The sequence below is a fragment of the Desulforhopalus vacuolatus genome (assembly GCF_016918505.1).
Taxonomy (GTDB): Bacteria; Desulfobacterota; Desulfobulbia; order Desulfobulbales; family Desulfocapsaceae; genus Desulforhopalus; species Desulforhopalus vacuolatus.
The window spans coordinates 206,222-222,535 of the sequence record NZ_JAFFPZ010000002.1 but is presented as its reverse complement, the minus strand read 5'-3'; the positions used below and the strand labels follow the sequence as shown (position 1 = coordinate 222,535).

The window sequence follows — 16,314 nt, the reverse complement described above, 5'->3', positions numbered from 1 at the left end:
GTTATTTTTCATTTTTGACCAGATGGTCCTTGATATTTTTGTGCCCGACATTCTCATGGCACCTTACACATGATTTAACGACACCATTTTTAAAATCTTTGTGGGCCAGATATGCCTTGGGAATATCGTATTTCATGGCTTCCATATCATGACACTGAAGACAACCGGAGGTATAAACAAACTCCTCACGGTTTTTGAGGTTTCCAACGAAGTCAACGGAATCAACCCAGAATGCCTCGCCCAACACATCTTTCATACCACTCTCGGCCTTCACCATAACATAGTGCAGAACATTGTCATGGGGGAGATGGCAGGCAGTACATTTAGCGCGGAAACCCGCCTTATTATTGCCGCCATGGATTGCATTTCCATAGGCTTCAACCACTCCTTCCATAGAATGACAGGAGGAGCAGAATTCAACGTCCGCAGTCTTCTCTATCATCTCTGCGCTGACCAGGGCAATGCCCAGTCCTATGATAATTCCCAGTATTACAACCAGCAGGAAACGAATCATGGGTGCTCCAGTGTTATGGGTAATTGAATACTCGGCTACCTTGAATAATCAGTCTTTCGCCCATCTTCTTCGTTACAGTAAAAAATTTATCCTCAGAGGTAAACGTCAGACTCCGATATCAAAATTACAGGCGGATAAATTTCCTTCTACACCTCAAATATGAACGAAATACAGGTTTTTTCAAGGTACCCTTATATTGGTCTAAAAAGTAAGCCGGAAGGTTAATACAGCTGCTGCAACTGCTGTCAGCTGAAAAATAAACCATTATGCTGCAGAAACTTTAAACAATTGGTCTTTATTCCAATTTCTTCGTTACAGTCAAAAATTTATCATCGCAGGTAAGCGCCAGACTCCGATATCATAAATATATGTCCTGGAAACTTTTTACTGAGCCTTGAAGTTAATCAAAAATTCTACATATTCAAAGCACAACAAAATTCAATCATAGCCTGTTTTCAAGAAAAAATCATACGCTTTTTCCCTCAAAGAGTTCTCTTTTCAAACAGTTAAAATTTCCAGGAATAATCATCAAGATACCCATCACAACATTGCGGATTTTCTTTGCCTCAAGGTGTACCGTCCTTCACCTCAACCGCTTCTTCAACCACACAGAGCAGACGGTAAAACCATTCCTATTAAGTTGTGACCGTACTAAATGCCATCTTCACTTTCTATTGGCGAATGTAAAGGCAGGGGGACGGGAAACAGGAAACAGGAGAAAGGAGACGGGAGACGGGGAAAAGCAAAAGACGGAACAGCAAGAAACTTTTTGCCAAAGGAAAGCTCTAAACATGCGAATAAAGGCAAAAAATTTAAAAAAAAATTAAAATTAAACAGAGAATTACTGTTGTTCTATTTTTACTCTTTGCGTTCTCTGGTTAATACAAAATGTAATACCAATCACATTTTTTACTGACCAAAAAAAATGACAGGACAAACAGGGTGATACATTAATTTCATTGCAGAAACGTCTGTTGTGAGATGAGCCACCTGTTGTGCTGAAGACGCCCAAATTGGGCGTCTCTACAAAAACCTTTTGCTTTTGCTTTTTCCTGTCTCCTATCTCCTGTCTCCCGTCTCCTGTCTCCCTTTTTCCGTCCCTGCCTTTGAATCCGCCAATACAAAATGGAAATGGTATAATACCATTTCCATTTTGTATTGACCAGAGAACGCAACTGCGTAGACATCTTTTTTTGGCGATGACGAATGAGTAATAATTCGTGTTTATCCGAGTCCATTCGTAGTTCCTTTTGCAGTTTGTAACCATGAATGGATAAACAGCAGACAAAACGGGGTATAACTTAATAGGAATGGTATAAATGGTATTATTCAAGGTACCCATAAAAAGAGCCCGTCTGCAATTGCAAACGGGCTCCAGCAAAAATATACTTCAGGGAACCTTCAAGACTTTTGGGAATTATTCAGCAGGCATTTCCAGCAGAGCCTTGCGGCTGAGACGGATACGGCCGCGGTTATCCACATCAAGCACTTTAACATCAACCTCGTCCCCTTCCTTGAGGACATCGGAGACTTTGGCTACCCGTTTATGGTCAAGTTCAGAGATGTGAACCAAACCGTCGGTCCCGGGGAGAATCTCCACGAAGGCACCGAACTCTTTGATACTGCGGACAACACCGTGATAGGTTGCACCAATTTCTGGTTCGGCAGTAATCGCCTTCACTTTGTTGAGCAGTGCTTCACCGAGAACAGCATTCTGGGCAAAAATTTTCACCAGGCCGGAATCATCCACTTCGATTTTGGCATCGAACTCTGCGGAAAGTTCCTTGATGATCTTACCGCCGGGGCCGATGATATCACGGATCTTGTCGGGGTTGATCTTGTGAACCATATATTTGGGAGCGTGATCACTCACCTCATCCCGGGCACCGGAGATACCTTTTTCCATCTCAGAGAGGATATGCATGCGCCCCTCTTTGGCCTGAGCCAGCGCGGTACCCATGATGTCACGGTTAACACCGTCAATCTTGATATCCATCTGCAGAGCGGTGATACCGTCGATGGTACCAACCACTTTGAAGTCCATATCGCCGAGGTGATCTTCGTCACCGAGGATATCGGAGAGGATGGCAACGTTGTCACCCTCTTTGATCAGCCCCATGGCGATACCTGAAACCGGGCGTTTGATTGGGATACCAGCGTCCATCATGGCCATGGAACCACCGCAGACGCTCGCCATGGAAGAGGAACCATTGGATTCCATGATCTCAGAGACAACACGAATGGAGTAGGGAAAATCGGTTGCATCAGGCAGTACGGCGGAGAGGCCGCGGTTGGCAAGAGTCCCGTGACCGATATCACGACGGGAGGGTCCACGCATCATGCGGGCCTCGCCCACACAGTATGGAGGAAAGTTGTAGTGCAGCATAAAGCGGACATTGAGTTCACCGTTAAGGGTTTCAACCCGCTGTCTGTCGCGTTCGCTGCCAAGGGTAGCGGAGACAAGAGCCTGGGTCTCACCACGGGTGAAAAGCGCAGAACCGTGAGTGCGGGGCAGCACGGCCACCTCGCAGTTAATGTCGCGAACCTCAGTGAAACCGCGACCGCCGATCCGGGTCTTGGTATTGACGGTGCGTTCACGCATGTAGCTTTTACGACAGGAGTCAAGCAGATCGGAGATTTCACCGTTACGCTCTCCTTCCGGATCAAGCTCATCTTTTACCGCTTTTTTCAATGCAGAGTATTTGTCGCTGCGCACCATTTTATCAGCAGTCTCGAAGACATCTGCAAGGCCACCGGCGGTGATCTCTTTGATTTTCGACTTCAGGGCTTCGTCAATAACTGGAGATTCAACGGCAATTTTCTCTTTCCCGTTTGATTTCTGCAGTTCAAGTTGAATATCGAGGAGCGGCTGAAGCTGTTCAAAGGCATAGAAAATACCACCGAGGACCTCGTCTTCGCTCAGTTCGTCAGCCTCCCCTTCAACCATGACTACTGCGTTTTTTGTGCAGGCGACGATGATGTCCATGGTGGATGTCTTCAGTTCCGTCTCGGTGGGATTCAGCACATATTCGCCGTCAATGAGGCCAATACGGCCGCCAGCCACGGGACCGGCAAAGGGAATATTCGAGAGAGAGAGAGCGGCAGATGCCCCGGTAATTGCCAGCACATCGGGAATGGTCTCCTGATCTGCGGAAAGTACAGTGGCGATAACCTGGGTTTCATTACTCCATCCTTTGGGAAAAAGCGGACGAACAGGGCGATCGATCATTCGACAGGTAAGAACTTCGCGGTCGCTCGGGCGGCCGATTTCCCGACGAAAGTAATTGCCCGGGATACGTCCTACAGAAGCCAGTTTTTCCTGATACTCAATGGTCAGCGGCAGGAAATCAACGTTCGCGCGTGGAGAACTTGCGCCTACGGCGGTAACAAGTACTACGGTTTCGCCGGAACGCACGATGACAGATCCCGATGCCTGCTTCGCGATCTTTCCTGTTTCAATGGAAATAGTTTTTCCACCGATTTCAGCTTCAACTTTGTTAAACATGTTTACTCCAGATATGTGCATCAGGGATAGGCGTGTGGCCCAACGGCAACGGAATGTGCCATAAGAAGGAAGTTCCTGACTGGATTCTCCACCAGCCCCTTATGCTCTTTTCGAATTCGGACACGGATGCGCCTTCCCTGTGAAGATGCTCCGCTTCACCGGACTTGCCGGTGGAAACTGCATTAGCAGGGGCTCTACCCCCTTATAAAAAAACACCCCGGGGAATTACCCGGGGTGTTTTTTTTAAAAACATCAATCACTGATTACTTCCGCAGATTGAGCGCCTGCAGAAGATCACGATATTTGTTGATATCTTTTTTGCGCAGATAGTCAAGCAGACTGCGGCGCTGACCAACGAGCATGAGGAGACCACGACGGGAATGATGGTCTTTTTTATGCACTTTGAAATGCTCGGTGAGATACTGAATACGGTCAGTGAGCAACGCGACCTGAACCTCAGTAGAACCGGTGTCACCCTCGTGAGTTTTAAACTTTTCAATAATTTCGCTTTTTTGTGCTGCTGACTGGGCCATGCTTTTCCTCAATGGTCTGAATTACCGCTTGCGGGACTGGTCCTCGCTCGCAGAGTGAGGGAACGACAACCGCTCCCTGAATCGGTTCGAACTTATCCATTCCCAACTTTTAATGCAACAATTTAACAACATCCTCAACAGAAAGCATCCTCGAAAGCAACAGCTCCCGTGCATTTTCTGCTTCAAAATCTTCCCCCGTCACTGCTTTCACCAACCCGAAAAAACCGCTGCTGGTTCTCCGCAGAGCCGTGAGATATGCACCGCAGCCAAGAGTCTCGCCTATCTCCGCTCCCAGCACCCGAATATAGGTTCCTTTGCTGCAGCGAACTCTGATCTTCAACTCTGGCCGGTCATCACTGCAGGAACCATTACCGACCCGCTCCAGCTCAGAAATGACTATCTTCCGAGGCTCCTTCTCCACTGCAATTCCTCTGCGGGCATACCAGTAAAGCGGTTTTCCCTTGTGCTTCAGGGCAGAATAAATGGGCGGCTTCTGCATCTGTACACCACGGAAGGTGGCAAGGACATCCTCGATCTGTCCCTCCGAAAGTTCCCCAACGGATTTTTTGCAAACAATATCTCCCTCAGGATCAAGGGTCTCCGTCTCAATGCCGAGTCGCAGAGTTGCCAGATATTCCTTCTCACCATCCATGAATTGCGAGATAAGCCTGGTGGCCGATCGTCCGACACAAATAACCAGCAAACCAGTAGCGAAAGGGTCAAGCGTCCCCGCGTGGCCAACTTTTTTAATACCGAGAATACGTCGAACCCGCGCCACTGCGCCAAAAGATGTGAGGCCAGGGGGCTTGTCGATACACAGCACTCCGGCGGGCAAAACAGCGTCCTCCTGCATAACCACCCCTTACAGCTCTTTGCGGAGCAATTTGAGAATCAGAGCCTCAGCCTTTTCCAGGGTGCTGCCGTTAATCTGGAAACCAGCGGCGTTATGATGACCTCCACCCCCGAAAAGACCAGCAATCTTCGACACATCCACTTCACCTTTGGCACGCAGACTGACAGAAACCTGCCCTCCGCTTCCCTCTTTAAGAAACATTGCAACCTTCACCGGCTTTACTGCACGGGGAATATTGATAAAGTTTTCCACATCATCAATCAATGCCCCGGTTGTGGCAAGCATTTCCCGGCTGAGAGTCATGACAGCTATTTGAGAGTTCTCAAGAAGATTGACTGAACCAAGACACTTCTGCAACAGGCAAAGTCGGGCCGGGCTGTAATTATCATAAATTCTGGCGGCCACGTCCTCAGCACTCACCCCTTTCTCCAGCAGTTCTGCTGCGATATGCATGGTGCGGGAAGAGGTGTTTTCGTAGCGGAAAGAACCCGTATCGGTCATGATGGCAACATAGAGATTATAGGCAGCCTCCCAGCTGATCTCAGCGCTGAGGGCCTCGGCGATTTCATAGAGCATCTCCCCGGTGGAAGAACGATGCTCGTCGACCCAGCTGCTGTTCCCGAACTTTTTATGGGAGGCGTGGTGATCAATAACAACAAAAGGGGTTGCCGCAGAGATTTCCTTATAAATATTACTGCCGATGCGCCAGGCATCCCCGCAATCCAGAGAAACGCCGGTCACTTTCTCTCCGGTTTTCTCAAAAAATGCCCGCACTTCTTTGAAATCCCAGCTCAATCGCTCCTGTCCAGGCAGAAAAGAATAGAGATGCGAAACAGGTTCTTCCAGCAGACAGAAAACCTCTTTGCCCAGTGATTCCATAATGGAAGCAAAAGCAAGTAATGATCCGAGGGCATCTCCATCAGGGTGAATATGCGTTACTGCAACAATCCTGCTGCTGTTGCGCAAATCATCAAGAACCTGTTGTGGAATCATAGTTTTTCCTTCCGTTCCCTGTCAATTTCCTGAAAAATTTCCTCCAGTTCCGCCACCTTCTCCACTGTATTATCGTAGAGAAATTTTAGAGCAGGAGTAAATCTCAGGTTAAGAGTGCGGGCAATGTGACTGCGAACAAACCCTGAAGCCCGTTTCCATCCCCTGCCCGCCTCAGTTACAGCCTTCGGTCCGCCGAGTACCGTGTAGTAAATCTTTGCTTCGGCAAGATCAGAGGTAACCTCCACTCGGGAGACAGAAACACCGATGAGACGCGGGTCAGATATTTTCCCCACGAGAAGCATAGAGACTTCCTGCTGGATGGCACGCGACACCCGGTCAGAGCGTTTACCACTGCGCGCTCCTTTCTCACCGAGACCGATATCATCCAGTGTCTGTTTAGGATTCCATATCGCCATGATTAAAGGGTAGCCTCCACTTCATTCATGATAAACGCCTCAAAAAGGTCTCCAACTTTGATATCGTTGAACTTCTCAACCCCGATACCACACTCGTAGCCGCTGGCAACCTCTTTCGCATCATCCTTGAAACGTTTGAGGGACTCAATTTTACCGGTATAGACCACTACGCTGTCACGAAGGACACGCACTCCCACCCCACGCTGTATTTTGCCGTCAAGGACAAAACAACCGCCAATAACGCCAACCTTCGGGACACTAAAGACATCACGCACCTCAGCGGTCCCGATAATCTCCTCTTCAAAGGAGGGATCAAGCATTCCGACCATCGCCTTCTTGATATCGTCAAGAGCGTGGTAAATGACGTCATAGGAGCGAACCTCAACACCTTCTTTTACCGCCAGCTCTTTTACCTTAAGAGGCGGACGGACGTTGAAGCCGATAATAATGGCGTCGGATGCTGAAGCAAGCAGGATATCCGATTCTGTTACAGCACCGGTACCCGCATGCAGCACCTTGACCTTGATCTCATCGGTAGAAAGATCCTCTGCAGCCTTGGCAAAGGCCTGAAGAGTTCCCTGAACATCCGAACGGAGAACCACGCGCAATTCTTTGATCTCCCCTTGACTCATTTGATCAAAGAGATTCTCAAAAGTCACGCGGTTTGTAACAGCGAGATCACTTTCACGAACCTTGAGACTCCGTTCATGACTGACACTCCGCGCCATTTTCTCGTCGGGAACAACGATAAATTCATCCCCGGCACCTGGTACACCTGAGAGCCCCTGAACCTCTACCGGCATGGCGGGACCGGCCACCTCAACTCTGCGTTCGCGGTCATCAAGCATCGAACGAACCTTGCCGCTGAACCGGCCAACGATGAAATAGTCACCGGTGCGCAGGGTCCCGTCCTGTATCAAGATGGTAGCCACGGCGCCGCGCCCTTTATGCAGCTGGGCTTCAACAACACGACCACGTGCCTTGCGATGTGTATCGGCATGAAGTTCAAGCACCTCGGCAAGGAGCATAATGGATTCCAGGAGAGTATCGATGCCAATATTCTGCTTGGCGGATGTCTCCACGAACATTGTGTCACCACCCCAATCCTCCGGCATCAGATTGAGCTCGGAAAGTTCACGTTTCACCCGCTCAATATCGGCATTGTCCTTGTCGATTTTGTTCACTGCCACAATAATTGGCACGTTGGCAGCTTTGGCATGGGCAATTGCCTCTTTCGTCTGATCCATGACACCGTCATCAGCGGCAACCACCAGTACGATAATATCCGTTATCTGAGCACCGCGGGAACGCATTTCCGTAAAGGCGGCATGGCCGGGAGTATCAACAAAGGTGATGTTTCCTGCGGCAGACCGGACATTATAGGCTCCGATATGCTGAGTAATGCCTCCAGCCTCACCTTCAGCAACGTCGCTTTTGCGAATAGCGTCGAGAATGGATGTCTTTCCGTGATCGACATGCCCCATAACGGTAACAATCGGCGGACGATTTTTCTGGGAGCCACCCTCTTCAGACTCTTCAAGAAGCTGCAGTCCAATCTCTTCTGTAATGCCCTGCTCAACCTCGTAATCAAATTCAGAGGCAATGATAACAGCGGTATCGTAATCGACCTGTTGATTGATGGTAGCCATAACTCCCATCCCCATCAGTTTACCGATAATTTCTCCCGCCTTAACCTTCATATTCAGTGCAAGATCGCCAACACTGAGGGATTCATAGACAGTAAACTTCCGTTTACTGGCCTTCATCTCAGCGGCGAGCTGTACCGGTTTGGCATTTTTTTTATTTTTCCGACGACGACCGCGGCCATCCGTCTCACCATAATCAGGACCGAAGTGGGTGTACTTGACATTCTTCCCACCCCTTTTGCTGTGGCGATCCTTATCACGATCTTCACTGTGCCCCACTTTTTTCCCTTTACGTTTTCCACGGGGTTCGTTTCCGGGAGCACCAGGCGCTCCCGGAGCAGGGGGACGTCCAGAAGCAGGGCGCGGAGGAGCAGAACCAGGGCGTGGAGCAGAACCCGGGCGGGCAGCAGAAACCGGGCCAGCAGAACCGGGGCGCGGAGCAGGTCTGCTCTTTTTCTTCGGACGAGAGGGGGACGGTTCAGGGGGCAGTTCGATACGACGCAGAATTCTTGCCGCTCCTTTACGCGGAGGAGGGATCTCCAGTTTCTTCTCGGCCACTTTTTTCTCCACAGGTTTTTCCACTCCGGGAGCTGCCGGTTTTTCTTCCACCTTTTTCTCCGTTGCTGTCATTTTTTCTGCAATTATTTCAGGAGCCACGGTTTTAACAACCGGTGCTGCCTTCATTTCTTTTTTCTCAGCGGATTCTGCAGGGTCAGCTGCGACGATGGCATCTTTCGGAACAGATGCCTGAACTGCACGTTTTTCCGCTGCAGGTTCTACAGGTTCTACAGGTTCTACAATCAAGGGCTTCTCTACGACTGGAAGTTTTGCAGGCGGCTCGACTCTCGGCTCTGTGGTAACTTCGGCCCTTTTCGGCTCAGTTTTGAGCGTTTCGGCGAGAACCGGGGCGGAAACCTGTTCCTCAGTGTTCTCTTCAGGCTTCTCTGGAGCTGCCTCGGCAAGAACAGGTTTTTCCGGCTCTACCTTTTTTGCACGGCGACGGATAACTGTCGACCGATGATGAATAACTGCCTTTCCTTTCTTTTCATCGGCCTCACTCTCAATGCGCTTTTCCACAAGCTTGGAATTCACGGATTTGAGTACTGTTTTGCGAATCTGATCGGCGGTCTCAGCGTCAACTGAAGAGCTGTGTCCTTTGATGTCATACCCCAGCTCCAGCAACTTGTCTGTGAGCACCTTGCTGCTCATTCCGGCTTCTCGGGCCAATTCATACACTCTGACTTTGCTCATCTATATCCCCCTGCACCACTGTTCCAATCAACTCTGACATCCCGAAAACCGGCTTTTCAGCCAATGCGGAACACAACTTTCCAGTATTTCTTCTTTGCTAAAAATCTTTCGCGGCAACAACTGCTGCAGCAATATGCCCCCCGCCCCGCCATTTTCTTTTGCGGATCAGCAACAACTTTACCTTCTCGCCAGACATAGCGCTCCAGTTCTGATTTACCAAATTTCTTCCGGCAAACAACACAGGTTCGAATCGGCTCTGTCATTCAACCGGCAGCTCAGGATCATTTGAAGGTTTAACATCAACCGGTTTTTTCGGATCCTCTGCCGCTTCAACATCAATCGGCTGTTCCGGATCCTCTGCCGCTTCAACATCAACCGGCTGTTCCGGATCCTCTGCCGCTTCAACATCAACCGGCTGTTCCGGATCCTCTGCCGCTTCAACATCAACCGGCTGCTCAGGGTCCTCCGCAGCTTCAACATCAACCGGCTGCTCAGGATCCTCTGCCGCTTCGACATCATCAGCTTCTTCCGTCTCAACAGCCTTCTCAACGGCATTGCCGTCTACATCTTCGGCAGCAGCATCAGTGCCTTGTTCTTTAGGCATCGTCACCGAGATTTTCGCCGCTTCAGCGATCAGCAGACCTGCGTAGTCCTCTTTAATGGCACGAAAGGCCATGAGGTCATCCATGCTTGTTTCAGCCAGAACTGCGGTGGAGGTTACCCCTTTGTTGAACAGCTGATCTGCCAGACTTTCATCGACATCAGGAAGCTTGAGCAATGACTGATAGCCCGGATCCTGCAAATTTTTATAGCGCTGCTCACTCTTCACATCAATATCCCAGCCCATCAACCGAGAGGCAAGGCGTACGTTCTGCCCACTGCGACCGATGGCAAGACTGAGCTGATCATTAGGCACAACCACCAGCAGAGTGTGATTATCTTCATCCACTCGAACCATACTCACATGGGCCGGAGCCAGTGCATTGTAAGCATATTTTGCCGGATCGGGGCTCCAGGTAACGATATCAATACGCTCTCCCTGCAGTTCCTGAACCACATTTTGCACACGGGAACCTTTCATCCCGACACAGGCACCTACCGGATCGACATCACTCTCCGAAGAGCTGACAGCGATCTTCGCGCGAAAACCCGGTTCACGACTGACTCCGAGAACCCGGACAATTCCTTCTCCCATCTCCGGAACTTCCATCTCAAAGAGCTTACCAAGAAATTCATTACAGGTTCGGGAGAGAATCAACTGCGAATCCCGGCTGGTCTGGCGCACCTCTTTCAAGTAGGCACGGATGCGGTCTCCCTGTTTGAAAGAACGCTTGGGAATCTGTTGATCACGGGGCAGAATAGCATCAGTACGACCAAGGTTGACCACCATATTACCGCGATCAAAACGCTGCACGATACCACTTACCACCTCGCCGACACGATCTTTGAACATGCCATAGATAACTTCCCGCTCGGCATCCTTCATCTTATGGATAATAACCTGTTTGGCAGACTGGGCAGCAATACGCCCAAGACCTGCAATATTGGGTATTTTCTCACCAAGCTCATCGCCAACCTGCGCCTCGGGATCAAGAACTTTGGCATCCTCAATATTAATTTCGGTCTGTTCGTCCCCGGCCTCTTCCACTACCATGCGAAACTGGAAAATTTCCACTTCGCCATACTCTTCATTGTAGCGCACCTCAATATCTCTACGGCTGCCATACTTTTTCCGCGCCGCAGACTGCACAGCCTCTTCAATGGCCTCAACAAGCAGAGATCTGTCAATGCCGCGTTCCCGGCTGATCTGGTCGATGATACGTTTTAATTCTGAGAGCATGTTCCAACTCCGTCGCTATAACTTTCGCTCAGCTCAAAACCAGAGCCGTGCCTTATTTATATTTTCGTGTTCAATCCGCAGAGATTGGCCAGCCTCAAGTTCGAGGGTGATTTCGCCATCTTCCACTGCTTTAATTTCACCAACAAACACCTTGTCACCATCCACAGGATAATGGGTGCGCACCTTGCACATTTTCCCGATATATCTCTCAAATTCTGCCGGGCTACGCAGCGGACGATCAAGCCCTGGAGAGGAAACTTCAAGATAATACGACTCGGGAATGCAGTCTTCCACATCAAGATACTGCCCGAGCGCACGACTGACAGCGCTGCATTTCTCGAGGGTAACGCCGGTATCTCCACTCTGCGGGACATCAACAGTTACCCGTAAGACCTGACCATGTCCTTCCCGATGAAACTGGAGGTCAAAAAGCTCCAGCCCCATTTCCGGAAGGATATCATCAAGATAACGGCGGATTATTGCAAGGACAGGCTCACTCATTTTTACTCCCTGGTTTTACCGGATTCAGGCACAAAAAAAAGCGGGCAGGGCCCACTTCCGTTACAACTCCCCCCTTTATTCCACGTAACGCCATAAGCGAAACACAGAGTGAAATCGCACCGCAGGCGACTTCGTAACAGCTTGGAAGGTATAAACAAACTCATTCCCCTACTTGAAGTAGTAAATAACGGTGAGAACGAATTAGGCCACAAATTTAACCATAAAGAGGCGTTCTTGTCAAGAGGCAAAAGGTATTCCCCCCCGTGAGAAAACACCTTTTGACAACATTTTACCCTCTCTGACAAAAATTCTCTGCCAATCGACAACACGCTGCGTACCAGCCGATGAACACCTTTTTATTACCGAAGAGCGAAGCCTTTCTGTTCGAAAAAGAGCTCAAAAATGGTGTGGAGTGGTGCCGCAGAACTCCTTACATGGCCGCCGCCGACGCTGATGGTCCTCAGCGATGACGATTACCTTGCGGACTTTGACCTTTCCTTTAAGCTGGAGCTGCCATGTACCACGGGTACTGCCTGCGGGGTTGAAGAAGCGTACCTTGTCAAAAGTAGCGGTCGACCGGCGGTTGAAATCCTGCGGCTGTCCGTTGATCAATCTCTCCCGACTGACTTTATTTCCAACCCGCAGGTTCGCGAGGCCGTGTCCTCCTTTTGATTTCGCGACCAGTACCACCCTCTTCAACTCCATATTTTGAAGTTTAATGCCGGGATACTGCTGGCGCAAAAGTCGTTTCAATGGCAACACCGCTGTCTGATTATGACCCGCCTGAAAAACCGTATCCCCCATATCGATCTGCAGGCGCAGGCGTTCAGCAGAGGCCACAGCCGGCAGGAGAAAAAGGCAGGTCAGTGCAACAAGAATACCGGGAGTAAAGCGGCCTTTTTTCTTCTGAGTTTTTTTGCTGTTACAGCTGTTTTCAAGTGTTGCTGTGTTCATAATGGAACCTCCATGTACAAATGTGATTTTTCATTTCGGGAAGCGTTGTTATTCTCTCCCCGCCTCTGAAGTCACACCTTACGCCACCACATCCTCCCTGCCAGTAGACACCGGGTGACATCCCCGGACTTGCGGGAATATCACCCCCCATGTCGGGGCGACATGGGATGAAATTACTCTGAAAGATGTTCTCATCTGTCCTTTTCTGGTGTAACAATTCAAAAGCACGCAACGAGGCCGCAGAGAAGGCCATCACCGACTTGCAATCAGAGCCCCTGAAAAGGAGAAAATATGTTGAAAAAATTTATTCTTACGGCAGCCCTCCTCCCCCTTCTGTTCTCCTTCACAGCACAGGCGGAAGAAACCACAGCCCCCGGCGAACAGGCAGCCACTGCAACCCCCACTGCAAGTGCAGCCATCCTCAGACTCCTCCAACAGCAGGGCCTTGCTGATCAATCAACCGTCGATGCCATCAGCCCCCATCTGGATCTGTTCGAGAAACAACTTGCCAGAGAGGGCAAAACCTCCGCAGGAAAGCTGGACGATCTTCTGCACAGTGAAAAAGTGAAGGCACTAAAGGGGCTTTTTTCCGGGACCGGTGACGATGGCATGGGCACAGGCAGCGCCCCTGGCGACCACCTCGCCGACATGCTTACACTTTCCAAAAAACAGATGACGAAAGTAAAACCCGCACTCAGTGAAGGCTTTACAGACCTGCGTAAGGCTGCAGGAGGAGCAATCGCCTCAGGGAAAGTGCGCTGGGAGGAATTTCGGCCAGAATATGATGCCGTCGTCAGCAAAATGCGCAACAAGGTAAAAGAAAGCCTCAACTCCGAGCAGATGAAGACTTTTGACACTTTTATCAAAGACAAGAGAGAAGCAATACAAAAAGCACTGCAATGATCCTTTTTTAGAAAAATCTGCTGATTGGTCCTATAGAAGACCTTGTAAAGAATGTAAATTTATGGCAAGTTTGTTCAAGGCACAGGAAGTTGGCTCTTTACCGCAATGTCGGGCATCTGTACGACATCAAAAAAGAGAGGAAGCAACTGTATGGCTCAAATGTATGGCTCAAATTCTTTTCACAATAGACCTCATCCTGAGGCCTGTATTTTCGTCCCTGTACAGATTTTCACAAACCGGTTTTGCCGGACTTGCAGTAAACACCGGTTTTTTTTATTTTCGGGAAGTGGAGGAATATCCTCTTCCACCTCATGGGTTTCTTTAATAGCCAGGGATCTCACTTCGAGATGCAAAACACCAGGTTATTCAAGAAATACCGATAAAGGAGACGCCCGAACAGCTGTTGGAATTCGTCCGTTTCCGCTCACCCTTGCCTGAGAGGTAGAACATTGAAAGACACACCAGAGATGTTTTGGACAGGATTATCTCCCGATGAAGCGCGCAAAGCGCTGGTCAACAAAGACAAATCCATGCGCGACAAAACCATGAGTCTGAAGGAAGCGGTAGACACCTTCATTCATGATGGAGACAACGTTGGGATCGGTGGCTTTGTTGACATTCGCCAGCCAGTGGCAACCACCCATGAGATGGTCCGCCATGGCTTCAAAGACCTCACCCTTTCCTTCCAGTCGGGAGGTATGGCTATAGACTATCTTGGCGCCGCCATGATGCTCAATCCCGATCACTTTTCCATCAAACGCCTTGAACTTGCCTACTGGGCTCATGAGGCCTTTGGTCTCGCCCCCATGTTTCGCTACCTCGCTGAACGCAGCCTGATAGAGCTTGAAGACTGGTCCAACGCCAACATGTCAGCCCGCTTTAAAGCCGGTGCCATGGGCCTCCCTTTCATCCCCACCCGGGGCCCGATCGCTGGAGATGTGGCAAAAAGCAACCGGACAAAAATCATTGACTGCCCCTTCACCAACCGCCCCATAGCTCTACTGCCGGCGTGCCATCCCGATGTGGCAATTATTCACGTCAATGCCGCCGACAAATACGGGAACTGTATTGTCCGAGGTTCAGATTGTACCTGTGCCGAGATTTCCATGGCCTCGGCACATACCATTGTCACCTGTGAACAACTGCTCTCCCACGAAACAATCACCAGCCTGCCGAAAGACATTGCCATCCCCTTCCTCGGAGTTGATGCCGTAATCGAAGTTCCCTACGGCGCCTATCCTGGTGCCTGCCGCCGCAGCTATTATTACAGCAAGGAACACATCGCCGACCTGCACAGACGTACATCTCTCATGTGCAAAACCGAAAATAAGGATGAATTGCAGGCATATTTTGATGAATATATCTTCGGCGTGGACGATTTCAGCGGCTTCCTTGAAAAAATCGGCGTTGCCGAACTGCTCAAAGCGAAGAAACTGGAAGCAGCTAACTGTGAACGTCTGGTGTAAGGACTGATATAAAGGAGAACTCTATGACCGTTTCAAAAGACTACACCGCACAGGAAATAATTATTGTCGCGGGTGCCAAGGTTCTTGAAGATAAAAAGGTTGTCTTCGTCGGCACTGGCCTGCCGATGGTGGCTTCATTACTGGCTAAAATGACCCATGCCCCCAGCCTGATTCCCGTATTTGAAGCCGGGGCTGTCGGCCCGGATCTCGCTGTAGGTCTGCCCGTTTCAGTGGGCGACTCCAAGACCTTTACCTCCGCGTCCTTTGTAAAGGGTCTCAACAGTGCCTTTGAAATGACCCAGCGCGGCTTTGCCGACTACGGCTTTATTGGTGGCGCAGAGGTTGATATGTATGGCAATCTCAACTCTACCATGATCGGGGATTTCCCCGATGGCTATCAGAAACCGAAGATTCGTCTGCCTGGTTCCGGTGGCGCTTCCGATATGGCAGCTTCATGTGAAAAGACGATTCTCATCGTCCCCCATGACAAACGGAAATTCAGTGCAAAACTGCAGTACCTTACATCTCCCGGACATCTCGACGGCAGTAAAGACGCTCGCTGGAAAGCCGGAATGCAGGGCTCTGGCCCCTATCGCCTCATCTCCACCAAAGGTATTTTTGACTTTGAGGAAGAAAGCCATCGGATGCGTCTGTTGCAAACCTTCCCCGGAGAGACGAAAGAGTCAATCCAGGCTGAAACCGGCTTTGAACTGCTCTTCGCCGACAACGTAACCGCGTTTGCCCCGCCTACTGAGGAAGAGGTACGATTGATTCGTGAAGAAATAGACCCGACTGGGATCTTTGTAAAACGGGCCTGATTTTTTACTTTCTTAAAAAGTGTTAAATCTTTAATTATGCGGCGACAGGAATTCTCTGTCGTCGCTTTTTTTTATGCAAATCACAAGGTACCTTTATATTTTTCTTGACTTCGCCCCGGAG

14 protein-coding genes are annotated in these 16,314 nt (G+C 49.7%); 3 read left to right on the top strand and 11 right to left on the bottom strand.

Going from position 1 to position 16,314, the window contains the following annotated elements:
• Position 1: 1 nt before the first annotated feature.
• From JWG39_RS02640 to JWG39_RS02590, 11 genes are all read right to left on the bottom strand, one after another.
• On the bottom strand, positions 2–514 hold the full coding sequence (locus JWG39_RS02640; protein ID WP_205217802.1) for a cytochrome c3 family protein: 513 nt from the start codon (positions 512–514) through the stop codon (positions 2–4).
• Positions 515–1,931: 1,417 nt separating this feature from the next.
• The gene (gene pnp, locus JWG39_RS02635; RefSeq protein ID WP_205217801.1) at positions 1,932–4,019 is read right to left on the bottom strand and encodes a polyribonucleotide nucleotidyltransferase; all 2,088 of its coding nucleotides are present in this window, start codon (positions 4,017–4,019) and stop codon (positions 1,932–1,934) included.
• Between the two features lie 263 nt (positions 4,020–4,282).
• Positions 4,283–4,552, bottom strand: a complete 270-nt coding sequence (gene rpsO / locus JWG39_RS02630) for a 30S ribosomal protein S15 (RefSeq protein ID WP_205217800.1) — start codon at positions 4,550–4,552, stop codon at positions 4,283–4,285.
• A 109-nt stretch (positions 4,553–4,661) separates the two neighbouring features.
• Entirely contained in the window at positions 4,662–5,405 is a 744-nt protein-coding gene (gene truB / locus JWG39_RS02625; RefSeq protein ID WP_205217799.1) for a tRNA pseudouridine(55) synthase TruB, read from the bottom strand.
• A gap of 9 nt (positions 5,406–5,414) precedes the next feature.
• On the bottom strand, positions 5,415–6,398 hold the full coding sequence (locus JWG39_RS02620) for a DHH family phosphoesterase (RefSeq protein WP_205217798.1): 984 nt from the start codon (positions 6,396–6,398) through the stop codon (positions 5,415–5,417).
• Positions 6,395–6,814, bottom strand: coding sequence for a 30S ribosome-binding factor RbfA (gene rbfA / locus JWG39_RS02615; protein ID WP_205217797.1), 420 nt, complete (start codon positions 6,812–6,814; stop codon positions 6,395–6,397). Before rbfA ends, JWG39_RS02620 begins: the two co-directional genes overlap by 4 nt.
• A gap of 2 nt (positions 6,815–6,816) precedes the next feature.
• Positions 6,817–9,711, bottom strand: coding sequence for a translation initiation factor IF-2 (gene infB, locus JWG39_RS02610; RefSeq protein ID WP_205217796.1), 2,895 nt, complete (start codon positions 9,709–9,711; stop codon positions 6,817–6,819).
• 56 nt (positions 9,712–9,767) lie between these two features.
• A complete protein-coding gene (locus JWG39_RS16990; protein WP_205217795.1) occupies positions 9,768–9,974 on the bottom strand; it encodes a YlxR family protein in 207 nt (68 codons plus the stop codon).
• Complete coding sequence (nusA, locus tag JWG39_RS02600) at positions 9,971–11,551, bottom strand: transcription termination factor NusA (protein ID WP_205217794.1); 1,581 nt, start codon at positions 11,549–11,551, stop codon at positions 9,971–9,973. The genes JWG39_RS16990 and nusA overlap by 4 nt, the downstream gene beginning before the upstream one ends.
• Before the next feature lie 33 nt (positions 11,552–11,584).
• The gene (gene rimP / locus JWG39_RS02595) at positions 11,585–12,052 is read right to left on the bottom strand and encodes a ribosome maturation factor RimP (protein ID WP_205217793.1); all 468 of its coding nucleotides are present in this window, start codon (positions 12,050–12,052) and stop codon (positions 11,585–11,587) included.
• Between the two features lie 396 nt (positions 12,053–12,448).
• Positions 12,449–13,006: a hypothetical protein gene (locus tag JWG39_RS02590; RefSeq protein WP_205217792.1), complete on the bottom strand. Its 558-nt coding sequence runs from the start codon at positions 13,004–13,006 to the stop codon at positions 12,449–12,451.
• A 291-nt stretch (positions 13,007–13,297) separates the two neighbouring features.
• On the opposite strand from JWG39_RS02590, the gene JWG39_RS02585 reads away from it, so the two are divergent.
• From JWG39_RS02585 to JWG39_RS02575, 3 genes are all read left to right on the top strand, one after another.
• Complete coding sequence (locus JWG39_RS02585) at positions 13,298–13,909, top strand: hypothetical protein (RefSeq protein ID WP_205217791.1); 612 nt, start codon at positions 13,298–13,300, stop codon at positions 13,907–13,909.
• Between the two features lie 449 nt (positions 13,910–14,358).
• Positions 14,359–15,375 carry a CoA transferase subunit A gene (locus JWG39_RS02580; RefSeq protein ID WP_205217790.1) on the top strand — a complete coding sequence of 339 codons (1,017 nt, stop codon included), beginning with the start codon at positions 14,359–14,361 and terminating at the stop codon, positions 15,373–15,375.
• Between the two features lie 23 nt (positions 15,376–15,398).
• On the top strand, positions 15,399–16,193 hold the full coding sequence (locus tag JWG39_RS02575) for a CoA-transferase subunit beta (protein WP_205217789.1): 795 nt from the start codon (positions 15,399–15,401) through the stop codon (positions 16,191–16,193).
• The last annotated feature ends 121 nt before the right edge of the window (positions 16,194–16,314 follow it).